This window comes from Achromobacter sp. ACM02 (genome assembly GCF_014851605.1).
Taxonomy (GTDB): domain Bacteria; phylum Pseudomonadota; class Gammaproteobacteria; order Burkholderiales; family Burkholderiaceae_B; genus Achromobacter; species Achromobacter aegrifaciens.
Genome location: NZ_JACUZY010000014.1, coordinates 1 through 12,720, shown reverse-complemented (window position 1 = coordinate 12,720; position 12,720 = coordinate 1). Strand labels below are relative to the sequence as shown.

Below are 12,720 nucleotides of genomic sequence, written 5' to 3'. Positions count from 1 at the left end.
CGACGCGGGCAATTAAGCCGCGGCGGAAACCTTGGCCGAGTATTCTTTGACCAGACGCTCGACAGCGGGCGACAGTTGGGCGCCGTTGCTGGTCCAGTGCTGCACGCGATCCAGCGCAATGCGCAGGGCTTCCGTGCCTTCGCTGGCTACGGGGTTGTAGAAACCCACGCGCTCGATGAAACGGCCGTCGCGACGGTTACGCGAATCGGTGGCCACCAGGTTGTAAAACGGACGCTTCTTGGACCCACCGCGGGCCAGGCGAATCACCACCATAGGTAATCCCTTGAATTAGTTGTGAAAAACGGGAAATTCTAGCACTTAAACAGGCCGGCTGGCAAATGGCAGTGCTGAATTGTGCGTAGCGGCGCGATTTGTATCCTAAAACACCACATCCGGGTATTCTACAAACACGGGCCGGGGCCCGCGCCGCAGTTCGAAGTGTAGCCGCCCTGCTCCGCTCTTGCTTGTCTTAGTGCGTCAGAACTCAGTGCGTGTGAAGAAATAACCCGATTGAGGAGATCGGTTTTATGTCGACCTACGCAAGACCCCGCGCTTTGATCTTCCCTGCCGCCTGTCCACGGCGCCGCCACCGCACCGGCTTCAAACCATCCCCCTGAGGGCGGCCTTTCGGCCACCTGCTCCCCCATTTTTTCGGCGTTTTTTCCCCAACTTCCTCTAACCGGAGGGTGCACCACCATGAAGAACCAGAAATCAGTCTTCACCCCTGTTGCGCGCCTGGCCCTGGCGGGCTTGCTGGCGGGTACGTTGGCCATGCCGCTTGCCGCCTCGGCCCGAGTCGTGGGCGCCGCCCTGACGACCGCCTCCGGCAAGGTCACCGCAGTGGATCCAGCCACCCGGACCATCACGCTGCAAGGCGAAAACGGCAATAGCGTGGACATCCAGGCTGGCCCCAATGTCCGCAACTTCCAGCAGATCAAGCCTGGCGACACGCTGACCCTCGACTACTACGAGTCGGTGGCGGTGGACGTACGCCCGGCCGGGTCCGGCATTCCGGAAGTGAAGACCGAAACCGCGGCAACCCGCAACGCCAAGGGAGCCATGCCCGGCGGCGCAGCCGGGCGCCAGACCACCATCACCGCCGAAATCTGGCACATCAACAAGAGCGCCAACCTGGTGACATTGAAGGGACCGCAAGGGGGCATGCGCACCATCCAGGTCCAGGATCCCGCCTTGCAGGCGCGCCTGCAGCAATTGAAAGAAGGCGATCTGGTGGACTTCACGATCACCCGGGCTGTCGCCGCCGCCATCCGCAAGTAATCGGCACTCTCCCCATGAGAAAAGGCCCGCCTTGCGGCGGGCCTTTCGCATGGGGAGTACTGCTGGCTACGGTCAGCGCCGCCGCAGGAAATGCACTCCGCGGCCGTCGACCTCCTGTTGTGCGACCAGCGCATTGCCCGTCTGGCGGGCAAAGGCCTGGAAGTCGCGGATTGCGTTGCGATCCGTGGTGATGACGCGCAACACTTCGCCGCTGGCCATCTGCGCCAAGGCCTTCTTGGCGCGCAGGATGGGCAGCGGGCAGGTCAAGCCGCTGGCGTCGACTTCCTGCTCGAAGGACGGCGCCTGCGCGCCGCCATCAAGACTGGTATCCGCGCCGCTCATCACAGACGCTCGTCCACCCATTTCTGCACGCTGGCGATCGCCGCGGGCAAGGCCGCCAGGTCGGTGCCGCCGCCCATGGCCATGTCCGGACGGCCGCCACCCTTGCCGCCCACCTGGGCCGCCACGAAACCAACCAGGTCGCCCGCCTTGACACGGCCGGTCAGGTCGGCGGTGACGCCGCCCACCACGCTGATCTTGCCGTCGGCCGAACCCGTGGCCAGCAGCACGACCGCGGGCTTCAGGCGGTCCTTGAGGTTGTCGACCATGCCGCGCAAGGCCTTGGGGTCCACATCGCCGATGCTGGCAGCCAGGACCTTGATGCCCTTGACCTCAACCGCGGCGCTGGTCGCCAGGTCGTTGCCGGCGCTGGCGGCAAGCTTGTTGCGCGACTGTTCCAGATCCTTTTCGAGGCTCTTGACCTGTTCCTGCACCTGCGCGATGCGCGCCGGCAGATCCGCCGGCGTGCTGCGCAGCATGCCGGCAACCTGGGTCAGCAAGGCATTCTGGTTCTGCACCCAGGCCAGCGCGTTGTCGCCGGTGATGGCTTCGACGCGGCGCACGCCCGCGGCCACGCCGCCTTCGGACACGATCTTGAACAGGCCGATGTCGCCCGTGCGGCTGACGTGCGTGCCACCGCAGAGTTCGCGCGAGAAGCCGATATCGAGCACGCGGACGGTGTCGCCGTATTTTTCGCCGAACAGCGCCATGGCGCCGCCCTTGACCGCGTCGTCATAGCCCATGACCTGCGCCACGGTAGGCTGGTTGGCCAGGATCTCGGCGTTGACGATGGCTTCGACGCGCGCGATCTGCTCGGCCGTCAGCGGGGCGTCCTGGGCGAAGTCGAAGCGGGTCTTGTCCGGATCCACCAGCGAACCGCGCTGCTGCACGTGCGCGCCCAGCACCTGGCGCAGCGCCTTGTGCATCAGATGGGTGGCCGAGTGGTTGCGCACGGTGCGGGCGCGGCGGACGGCGTCCACGCGGGCAAGCAGCGTATCGCCCACGGACAGCGTGCCGGACTCCAGTTCGCCGTGATGGCCGAAAACGCCGGCCTGGATCTTCAGGGTGTCGGCCACGGCGAAACGCACGCCGTCGGCTTCCAGCAGGCCGGTGTCCCCAACCTGGCCACCCGACTCCGCGTAGAACGGCGTGGCGTCCAGCACGACGACCGCGCTCTGGCCCGCCTTGACCTGCTGCACCTGCGTGCCGTCGACGTACAGGGCCGTGACCTTGACGCCATCCAGCTCGAGCTTTTCGTAGCCTTCGAAGCGCGTGTCCGCGCCTTCGTAGCTCAAGCCTTCGGCCATCTTGAACTTGCCGGCGGCGCGCGCCTGGTCGCGCTGGCGCTCCATGGCGACCTCGAAGCCGGCCATGTCCACATCCACTTCGCGTTCACGGCAGATGTCGGCCGTCAGGTCCACCGGGAACCCGTAGGTGTCATACAGCGTGAAGAGGGTCGTGCCGTCCAGCTGACCGCCCTTGGGCACGTTGGCCAGGGCCGAGTCGAGGATGCGCATGCCGTGTTCCAGCGTTTCGCCGAAGCGCTCTTCTTCCTGCTTGAGCACCTGGGCGACGCGGTCGGCCGTGGCCGCCAGTTCCGGATAGGCCTCGCCCATTTCGGCGACCAGGTCCGGCACCAGGCGATGGAAGAACGGCTTGGTCTGGCCCAGCTTGTAGCCGTGGCGCAGCGCGCGGCGGACGATGCGGCGCAGCACATAGCCGCGGCCTTCGTTGCTGGGAATCACGCCGTCGACGATCAGGAACGAGCAGGCGCGGATGTGGTCGGCGATGACCTTGAGCGAATTGTCTTCCAGGTTCTTGATGCCGGTTTCGCGCGCAGCGGCGGCGATCAAGTGCTGGAACAGATCGATTTCGTAGTTGGAATGCACGCCTTGCAGCACGGCGGCGATGCGTTCCAGGCCCATGCCGGTATCGACACAGGGACGCGGCAGGCGCGGCATATTGCCGGCGGCATCGCGTTCGAACTGCATGAAAACCAGGTTCCAGATCTCGATGTAGCGGTCGCCGTCTTCCTCGGGCGATCCCGGGGGGCCGCCCCAGATTTCAGGACCGTGGTCATAGAAGATTTCCGAGCACGGGCCGCAAGGACCGGTGTCCGCCATCTGCCAGAAGTTGTCCGAGGCGTAGCGCGCGCCCTTGTTGTCGCCGATGCGGATGATGCGCTCGGTCGGCACGCCGACTTCCTTGGCCCAGATGTCGTAGGCTTCGTCGTCTTCCTGGTAGACGGTGACCCAGAGCTTCTCGGCGGGCAGCTTGTAGACCTGGGTCAACAGCTCCCAGGCGTACTGGATGGCGTCGCGCTTGAAGTAGTCGCCGAAGCTGAAATTGCCCAGCATTTCGAAGAACGTATGGTGGCGGGCGGTGTAGCCCACGTTCTCCAGGTCATTGTGCTTGCCGCCGGCGCGCACGCTGCGCTGCGACGACGTGGCGCGCGTATAGGACCGCGATTCCTTGCCCGTGAAGACGTCCTTGAACTGGACCATGCCCGAATTGGTGAAGAGCAAGGTCGGGTCGTTGCCGGGGACGAGCGACGACGAGGGAACAATGGTGTGTCCCTTGGACTTGAAGAATTGCAGAAACTGCTGGCGAATCTCGGAGGATTTCATCGTGGGCGAAGCAGAATTTAGGCGAATTTTTGATTATAGAGGGTTGGCGGGCATCCCAGGAAAAGAGGCCGCACGGCAGCCTCAGCGCACGCAGACGTAACCTGTGGTCCGGCCCATCGCCTCGTTCCAATCGTCCCGCCCGGAAACTGCCACGGGCGTATAGCCGCCAGGGCAGGAGCAAGCGCCGGTGCGGGGATTCACTGTGGAACGGTTGCAACCAAACGGGAAATTGAGGCTGAACGCCCCGCCGAAGCCGCCGCTTGCCGGTGCCCAGACCTGGGACTGGCAGGTCAGCAGTTCCCCCTGTGCCGAGGTGGCTATGGTGCCGGACGAGACGCCACATGACTGCCCCACGCTGGCGCGAGCGCCGACCGTCAGATAGGAGCCGACCTGCGCCGAGGATGCAACGCTCAGTTCACCCTGCAGCTGCGGATCGCGCGTATCCCGTATCCGGACATAGCGCTCCAGATCCGGCCCGCCGGTCCCGGCTCCCGCCCACAGGGCGAGCGTGCCCGGCGCATAGGCCGGCCCGCCGGACGCCAGGGGATTGGCGAAACTGAATGCCGCGCCGCGCACCAGACCCGGCGTCGCCGGCCACACCGCCCCGGCGTAGCCGCCAACGGCATCGATCACGGCGGCGATGGCGGTCAGGTCCGGCGTTTGCGTCCCCGTTTTGATCAGAGGCGTGGCGCTGTAGACCAGTCCGTCCATCCGGCAACGTTCGCCAGGGCACGCCTGCGAGCGCGCGATCCGGATCTGAGCCGAGAAGCCCAGGGCGGAACGGTCGGGAAAATCGGCGGGCAACAGCCCCAGTCCGCGCAATTCACCCACGGTGGGCGCCAGTGGATCCGCGAACAGCGGACTCCCCTGTTCGCTGCGGGGCACGTCTCCTTGAGCGAGAATGGTGGAGTGCCGCGCCAGCACCGCCGTTACCGCCAGGCGGATCTGCGTCAGCCATACGCCGGCGGCACGGGCAGCGGCATCCTCGATCCGCTGCACCACCTGGCCTGAGGCCCAGATGGCCGCCATGGCGCTCAAGGCCAGCGCCACCACCAAGCCCGGCAACGAAAAGCCGCGTTGACGCAACCGCACGGCAACACGCTGCGATCGAGCAGCCGGGATACGCGCGAGCCGGCTCATTTTGCGAGGAACACAAAGGTGTTGACGTCGCCCGGGCTGCATTGGGCCTGAGCCAAGGCCGCGCGGTAGGGCACGCTGGGCGTCGCGAACGCGTCCTTCACGACCCGGAGGCCGCCTCCCCCGCCGCCTATCGAGATGGTCTCGGACATCCGCTGCAGCACCGAGGCGAGCGACGGGCATGCTGCCTGGCTGACGTTGGTCAGCTTGATGGAGAATGCGGAACCCTGCCCCGCGCTGCCGAACGAGGCGGCGGCGACCTCGACCACCCCATTGCCTCCGACGCCGCTGCCGCCCAAGCCATGGGCAATGCGCGCCGCGCCCCCTGTCCCGTCGACGGCCAGGACGCTGGATTCCCGCAGCGCATTGGCCATGGCGCCCGTGTCCAGACCGGCATAGGGCGTGACCCCGCCGCCTTGCGCATTGGTCTTCATGCTGGCGATGAAACGCTGCAGTTCCTCGCCCACTTTGGGAACCTTGTTCTCCACGACATAGGCGCCAATGGCCGGAATGCCAACGATCGCGATCAACAGGACGATGGCGGTGACGATGGACACCTCCATCAATGAAAAGCCCCGCTGCCGCTTGGCGCGTAATGGGATTGCGTGGACTTGGTGCATGCTTGCTCTCCTCGTGAAAAAAGCACGCAGGCGGATAAGCGCCGCATGCCTGATGCAGCCCCTATTGGCTTGCATAGAAATTGGTCAACGCCTGGCGCAGTTCGTCGATCACGGCGTAATGCCAGAGCGTGATGCCCAGCACGCCGGCCACGGACGTGAGCAGCAATGCCCAGCGCAACACCGACGCTTGACGACGCACCCGCGCCAGCAGGCGCGACTCGACGCGCAGCCGCACCTGCGCAAGCCCGGCCTCCATGCCCAGAGCGTCCATCATGTCGGCCATGTACCACCAGGTATCCGCGTCCAGCAGCCCTGTGCCGAAAATCTCCGGCCCCGTCTGGCCGCCGTCTATCCGTCCCAGCATGTCCAGCAGATGCGCATGCATCCAGGGAACCGTATCCCGGGCCTGCACGGCCAGGGCTCGCCTGAGGCGGGTGTCGGCCGCGCCGTGCTGCCTGACCAGCACGGCCAGCAACGCAAGAAAGCGGATGGCGTGGAAATCGCGGTAGAGCCTCCAGAGCAGCCAGCGGTCCAGCCGCGGCCGCGCAGCGCCCGTGTAGCGCGGCAGCGACCACAGGCACAGCAAGGCCAGGCCCAACAACAGCACCAGCCACAGGGCCAGCCATTGCCTCAGGCCTTGGGACAGCGCGAACAGCGCGCGGGTCATGCGGCCGTACTCCTCCGCCGGCACGGCCTGGAACACCTGCTGCAAGCGCGGCACGCTGAAAAAAGGAATGGCGCACAGCAAGGCGAATGCGACGGCTGCCGCCGCAAGGCCGGCCGCCGCGGCCGAGACCAGCGCCAGCCACGCATCCGACGCCAGCCGTACAGCCCTTGCCACGTCCCGCAACGCGGCGGACAGATCGCCGCCTTCTTCCTGCACGCAGCTGAGCAGCACGCATTCGCTGGACGGCAGCGTGTCCGTCCAGGCCACGCCCAGATCGCCGCCGGCCTCCAGATACATGCCCGCCCAATGCCTCGACAGCCGGCCGCGCACGGTATCCTCGCCATGACGGCGCGCATCGTCCTCGAAGACGTCGCGCAAATTCTTACGGCCCTGCGTTCCTTCGACCAGGTCGGCCAGATACTCGTAGTAGTCCGCTCGCCCCGCACGAAAGCGCAGCGCGTCCAGGCGCAGCGACAGCGTGCGACCCGAAGGCAGGCCGAGGAAGGGTCGCGCCAACAGCGGCTCAGCCATGGCCGCCCCCGCCGGGTCCAGCGCTCTGCGCAGGCAAGACTGCTGGAAAGTCGAAGCGGCGCAGCAGCACGCGGGGATCGACCTCGCCACGGCTGACCTTGTACAGGGCGCAGTCCCGCGCTAGCGCGCCGCGCGCGGCCTCGCTGCGCCAGGCGGTGGGCCCGGCAGCCTCGGCCTGGCGCTTGAGCCCCACGTTATCGCGCGTACGCACCCGCTCAAGAAAGCCGTCGACGCGCTCGGGCTCGAGCATTTCCGCCGCCACGCTACGGCCTGCGATGCCGTTCAACTCAGGCAATTGCGGGCGCCTGCAAGCGCTGCAACCTGCGGCATTCCTGACCCGGAGCGCGCCAGGATCCAGCAGGAACTCATGCTGCAGCCGTTTCAACCATGCCTGCCATTCGGGACGTTTACCGCTCCCGGCGGATCTGGACCACAGACTGTCCACGGGCAGCGAGCAATGGCTGCACAAGCGCGGCAGCAAGGTCTGGTAGACCAGCAACTTGAGGATGCCTGGCGTAGCCAGAAAATCGCGCGACACGCCGATCGAATCCGACGCCAGGCGTTCGGGTATCAGCACGGCGCCCGCGGCGTGGGTGGTGGTGTACAGGCTGACGCCCGAGCCGGCCAGATCCATGAACGCACGGCCGGTATCGGCGTCCCGGATCTCGCCGATCAGCAGATCGTTCATCGCCGAGCGCTTGATGGTCTTGAGCTTGGCGTCGAACGCGGGCCAGGCGGATTCGGCCAGAGCGCCTCCCAGGGTATTCTGCAAGGCGTTGTCGATGACGTATTCGACCGGATCTTCCAGCGTGATGGCCTTGCGCGTGGGCGCGATGCCCCGCATCAGCGTCGCGATGGTGGTTGACTTGCCGGAGCCAACCACGCCCGCCAGCACGATGGCCCCGCCCTCGCGTTCGCGCGCCCGCGCCAGCGTTTCGACCTGCGTGGGCAGATAGCCCAACGCGAGGAGATCGGCGTTGGCGGTCGCGTCCAGCCGCAAGATGCGCAAGCAGACCGAGGGGCCGGCATCGGCGGCCAACGAGGCCCAGCGCAGCACGATAGGCACGCCATCGATGTCCAGCCCGATGCGCCCTTGCTGCTCCAGCGCCGGGTCGAACACCGCGCCGTTGCCTCCCCTGACATCCATCCAGGCCACCGCCAGGACCTCCAGCAGCGTCGCATTGGACAGGCCCGCAAAGCGTTCCGTACTGACGTATTCCCCACCGATGGTGTAGCGGATCTCGCAGGCAGCGCGCCGCCGGTTGACGTTGATGTGCACGTCGCTCGCTCCTTGCGCCACGCCCCAGCGCACGATATCCAGGAACATTGCGGCGAGGGCCGAGGCGCGCTCTTCCTGCCGCTCCTTGCCGCGCCCGGCGCACGCTGGCTCCGCCAGCTGGCCGCGTGCGATCATCAGCAGCAGCGGCGCGGGCAACTGATAGCGCGACACTTGCGCCAGCCGGTAACCGCGCGCCCGCACCATGCGCTCGACCTCTTCGATCTGGTCGCCCTCCGTGTAGTCCTTGACCGCGAACACGGCGACCTCGCCGCTTTCGAGCAACACGGGGCACAGCCTGCCCGCGAGCGCCGCAAGATCGAAATCGCGCCCCAGCGCACGCGCGAACGCGGGCTGCAGACGGGCGATGTCGTCGGCTGTTTGAAGCTGAGGCGGCTCCCAAGCCGCCGCCGAGGAAAGCGCCACCGCGCGATGCGCCGCGACGGACGGCAAGGCATGCACAGTCATGGCCGTCCCCTGCCCGCATCGACGCAGGCGGTGCGTTCGGTATCGCCGCGGCGCAGCCTTACGCAACTGTCGTCGATGGCCAGCAGCTGATAGGCGCGGCCATCGACAGCTCCCGCGACGGGTTCGCCCCTGCCCGCCTGGTAGCGGAGCACGGCGCCATTGACGGCGATATCGGCGCTCAAGCGGCGCGCGAGGCCGAAGATCGCCATCACCCGGATATCGTCCGATGCCTTGGCGGGCGGCGTCGCCTGCGCCACGGACTCGGGTCCGGGACGGCACAGGCCGGGGACGCGGCAGTCCGCCAGGGCGGCCGCAGCATCCGCGCGCAGCAAGGCGCGCACGGTTTCCGTCTCTGGCCAGGGCCGCGGTTCGTCGGCGCTTTGCGGTGACGGTTGGCCATGAGCGGCCGGAACCAATGCGGCCGACAAGAGCAGACGCCCGATGAATCCTGCCGCGGGATTCGGGCGCGTGGCGGCGCCCCTATTCCTGTTCATAAAGTTCTCCCTGTAGTTCGGCTACCAGCGTGCTGGAAACCAATGTGGGCCGGGGTTGCGCCTGGATGTCCAGCGACAGGCGGGACCATCTGGCCGCCGCGACGGCACCGTCCAGAAGCGCGAAGGAACGCAGCGGCCCCCGCAAGGTGATGGCGCGGCTGCGAATGGCAGGTTGCAACGGCATCGGGGCGTCGATTTGGCCCGCGACGGGTTGAGACTGCACTGGCAACGGCAGCGGCAACGCGGCCGCGAGGATCACCGACGTAAACGCCGCCCGCATGCGTTGCAGCGCAGCGATCAGCCCGGTATCAACCTGCAGCGATGAGGGCAGCGCCAGGTCCGCAAGCATCACCGGCGAGGACGCCATGCGCCATGACAGCGTGGCTTCTTCCAGCGGCTGGAATGTCACCTGCCAGCCTGCGGGCCGCAGCGCGTGCAGCACATCGTTGGCCGCCTGCGGGTGCGCCCTGATATAGACCGCGGAGCAGTTCCACGCCTGCTCCCCGGCAAGGCAGCGCGCGCGGCTCAGCGCCCAACCGCGCACCTGTATGGGCAGCTTGCCGACGCCGTCCAGCAAGCGTGCAACTTCGGCGGGAGCATGGGCCACAGTGTTTTGCAGCAGGGTCAGATGCGGATCCCGCTGCGGCGGGAGGTCCTGCGCAGCGGCCGAATCGGGCGATGCGCGGTCCGGTCTCAGCGCGGGCAGAGCGTCCCATATGGGCGGAGCGACAGCGGCAAGCGCGACGCAGGCCAGGAACAAGCGGAACGCGAGCGGCAGTTCAGCCCAGCGCGAGGACAAGATGACCAACTGCGCGGCCGGGTCCGCCGCCTGCATCAGCAAGGCCCAGGCCTCCTCGGCGTCCCGCGCCTGCAACGCGGGGCGCCGGGCGCACAACAACGCCTGTTCACGCAAGGCTTCGTCGAGCGTGGCGTATACCCTGTCCGCCTGCGACAGCACGGTGCCGCGCTGCGCCGCCACCAGCCAATGCCCGCCGCCCGGCAGGCTGATCAGGCTATGGCCTCCGTCCGGATACAACAAGGCGTACAACTGCGCGGCAGCCTGGATGTGCCCCTGCCTGCGCCGCCCCGCCCGCGGACCGCTGCGCCACGATGAGCGCACGCGGCCATAGCCGGCCACCATGGCCGGCGCCCCGCCCACGACATAGTGGCTGGCCCGCAGGCGGCGCCCGCGCGAACGGGCCAGCGCGGGAATGTTGGAGCCGATCAGGGCGAACCAGCGCAGGCCGAACGCCAGGCTGCGGCCAGTATCTGGAACCTCAAGCAACAAGGTGGGAGGGACGCGTTCCATGCCTAGTACCCTTCCTCGACCTGGGCGGTTACCAGTACCAGGGTTGTCGTGCGTTCCGAGGCGGCGCTGTCCAGGCCGCCAGTGATGAGCGGCAGACTCGGCGCAAGCCGCTGGCGGTCATGCTGTTCCTGGCCGCGGTCGAAACCGGAAACGATAATGGGCTGGCCGGGGCGCAGCTCGACCTGCTGCACCGTGCCGTTGCCGTCGATCGTGACCTGCTGGACCTGCACCTGGTTGCCGCGCTCGCCGAACGTGATGGTCTTCAGGGGCTGGGCAACCGCGTTGTCGTAGGCCAGCGACAACAGGATCTGGCCGTCCTCCTGGATGTCCGGCAACAGCGTCAGGAACGAACCTACTGTTTCTTCCTTTTGGCTGATGGATACCGCGGGCAGCGTACCGTTGGCGCCCCCCGCCGTGGTGCCTGGGACCGCAGTGCTCTGCACCCGGTCGATGTAGCTGAATGTCGTTCTTACCGCATGCGTAACCGGACGACGGTTCAGGGTCAGGATGGGCACCTTGTTGTGCCGCACGACCGCGCCCATGGTGCTGAGCGCGGAGATGATGGCCTGAGAGCCTTGGTATGGCCCCCTGGCCGCGGAAGCCTCCAGGCTGCCCCCGCCCGATCCGGCTCCAGGCACCGACAACCGCGCCGCCGCTCCCGCCGCGGCGTAGACGATGTTCCAGTCGATGCCGCCCGAAACGGCGTCGTTGGCAACGACCGTGATTTCCTCGAACACCAGCCGCACCCGACGGGTCAGCGCCTTGTTCTCGCGCTCGAGGTAGCGGGCGACGCGCTCGAGCGCTTCGGGCGTATCCGTGACGACAATCGAAGTGGAGCCCTCGACCGCTTCGGCGACCACGCCGGAACGTGTGAGGAACGGCACGATGTTGGCGCGCAGGACGGCCATCGCGTCATGCTGTCCCGCCGATAGGGAGGTATTGGACGTGCTCTCGAAGCCTTCGCCCTCGGGGCTGCCTTCGCGGCCCAGGCGCACGTCCACTTTGCTGCTCAGCGACAGCGCGCGCAAATCAAACACACGAGTCTCGGTGCGGTAGAACTCGAGCGCGTTGTGCTCGTAGCGCCAATGCACCGAGAAGCGCGCGGCCAGCGTGTCGAGCAAGTCGGCCAGCGGCTGCGCGCCCGCGCGGATCTCCAGGCTGGCGGGGGCCGGCACGGACAATGCGCCATTGACGGCCAGCCGAGGCAGGAACAACTCCAGCGGCAGCAAGGCGTCGGGACGCACTCGCACTGCAATGCCGGTGGCGGCGCTCAGGCGCTGGGCCAGCATCGGCAGATCGGCGTCGTCGGCCAGTATCAAGGTTGTCCGCAGGTTCTCGCGCAATGCGGGCGGCAGCGCCACTTCTCGCGCCAGCGGCTGCGGTTTGCCGGCAAGCCAAGGCATGGCGACATCCTGGGCCGCGACGCGCTTGGCGCGATCCGACAATCCTTCGGTGAAGGCCTGATGGCTGGCGGCCACCTGGGCTTGACGCGCGTTCGCCGCGCGGCGCTGGTCCGCAACCTGCTGCGACACCGCGCAGCCGCCCAATACTCCGCAGGCCGCCGCACTCAAGAACAGTTTGCGCATCATGTCGCGGCCCCTCCTGGCGCAGCCATGCGCGTGCAGGACTGTGCCAATGGCACCACGCGCAGGACCCGGTTGCCGTAGAAGCATGGCTGCAGGGGCCTTTCGGCGAGTTCCGTGGCGCCCAGCAGTTCGCGCACGGCCGACTTGAAGTCGCCGGAGAATTCGGCCGTTGCCGACAAGGGAATGTCCACGTCCACGGCCCAGTGCTGCGGCTGGAAGGTCCAGCCCGCCAGATCCGACCAGCGCGCCAGCACGGCACGCAGCGTGGCGTCCGGCGGCGCCGCGCGGTAGACGGGCTGCGGCGCTGAGACCGGCGCCGATGCGACGCCGGCGGCCGGGGCCGACGCAACGCCCGCGGCGGGAGCCGCGCCCGCCAACGGCCCGGCGG

General features: G+C 67.4%; 12 protein-coding genes. 1 reads left to right on the top strand and 11 read right to left on the bottom strand.

Annotated features, from left to right (window positions below; all coding sequences use genetic code 11):
• Positions 1-12: 12 nt before the first annotated feature.
• Positions 13-273, bottom strand: a complete 261-nt coding sequence (rpsP, locus tag IB258_RS29135) for a 30S ribosomal protein S16 (protein WP_054458672.1) — start codon at positions 271-273, stop codon at positions 13-15.
• Positions 274-696: 423 nt separating this feature from the next.
• Here rpsP and IB258_RS29130 point away from each other — a divergent pair, with 423 nt between their 5' ends.
• Entirely contained in the window at positions 697-1,278 is a 582-nt protein-coding gene (locus IB258_RS29130) for a hypothetical protein (RefSeq protein ID WP_054458674.1), read from the top strand.
• A 72-nt stretch (positions 1,279-1,350) separates the two neighbouring features.
• Here IB258_RS29130 and IB258_RS29125 read toward each other — a convergent pair whose 3' ends face one another.
• The 10 genes from IB258_RS29125 to IB258_RS29080 form a co-directional block, all read right to left on the bottom strand.
• Positions 1,351-1,620, bottom strand: coding sequence for a sulfurtransferase TusA family protein (locus tag IB258_RS29125; protein WP_119450750.1), 270 nt, complete (start codon positions 1,618-1,620; stop codon positions 1,351-1,353).
• Positions 1,620-4,244, bottom strand: a complete 2,625-nt coding sequence (alaS, locus tag IB258_RS29120) for an alanine--tRNA ligase (RefSeq protein WP_054458677.1) — start codon at positions 4,242-4,244, stop codon at positions 1,620-1,622. The genes IB258_RS29125 and alaS overlap by 1 nt, the downstream gene beginning before the upstream one ends.
• Before the next feature lie 81 nt (positions 4,245-4,325).
• The gene (locus IB258_RS29115; protein WP_370539863.1) at positions 4,326-5,336 is read right to left on the bottom strand and encodes a prepilin; all 1,011 of its coding nucleotides are present in this window, start codon (positions 5,334-5,336) and stop codon (positions 4,326-4,328) included.
• A 44-nt stretch (positions 5,337-5,380) separates the two neighbouring features.
• Positions 5,381-6,001, bottom strand: a complete 621-nt coding sequence (locus tag IB258_RS29110) for a type 4 pilus major pilin (RefSeq protein WP_054458681.1) — start codon at positions 5,999-6,001, stop codon at positions 5,381-5,383.
• A gap of 61 nt (positions 6,002-6,062) precedes the next feature.
• Entirely contained in the window at positions 6,063-7,199 is a 1,137-nt protein-coding gene (locus tag IB258_RS29105; RefSeq protein ID WP_225590554.1) for a general secretion pathway protein, read from the bottom strand.
• A complete protein-coding gene (locus IB258_RS29100) occupies positions 7,192-8,943 on the bottom strand; it encodes an ATPase, T2SS/T4P/T4SS family (RefSeq protein ID WP_192353546.1) in 1,752 nt (583 codons plus the stop codon). The genes IB258_RS29105 and IB258_RS29100 overlap by 8 nt, the downstream gene beginning before the upstream one ends.
• Positions 8,940-9,437, bottom strand: a complete 498-nt coding sequence (locus tag IB258_RS29095) for a hypothetical protein (RefSeq protein WP_192331017.1) — start codon at positions 9,435-9,437, stop codon at positions 8,940-8,942. Before IB258_RS29095 ends, IB258_RS29100 begins: the two co-directional genes overlap by 4 nt.
• Positions 9,424-10,746 (bottom strand): hypothetical protein, encoded by a 1,323-nt coding sequence (locus tag IB258_RS29090; RefSeq protein ID WP_225590553.1) that lies wholly within the window; start codon positions 10,744-10,746, stop codon positions 9,424-9,426. The genes IB258_RS29095 and IB258_RS29090 overlap by 14 nt, the downstream gene beginning before the upstream one ends.
• A 2-nt stretch (positions 10,747-10,748) precedes the next feature.
• Positions 10,749-12,335 (bottom strand): type II secretion system protein GspD, encoded by a 1,587-nt coding sequence (locus IB258_RS29085; protein WP_175162555.1) that lies wholly within the window; start codon positions 12,333-12,335, stop codon positions 10,749-10,751.
• The coding region (locus IB258_RS29080) for a toxin co-regulated pilus biosynthesis Q family protein (protein WP_225590552.1) at positions 12,332-12,720 on the bottom strand (389 nt) is incomplete at its 5' end. The genes IB258_RS29085 and IB258_RS29080, both read right to left, overlap by 4 nt.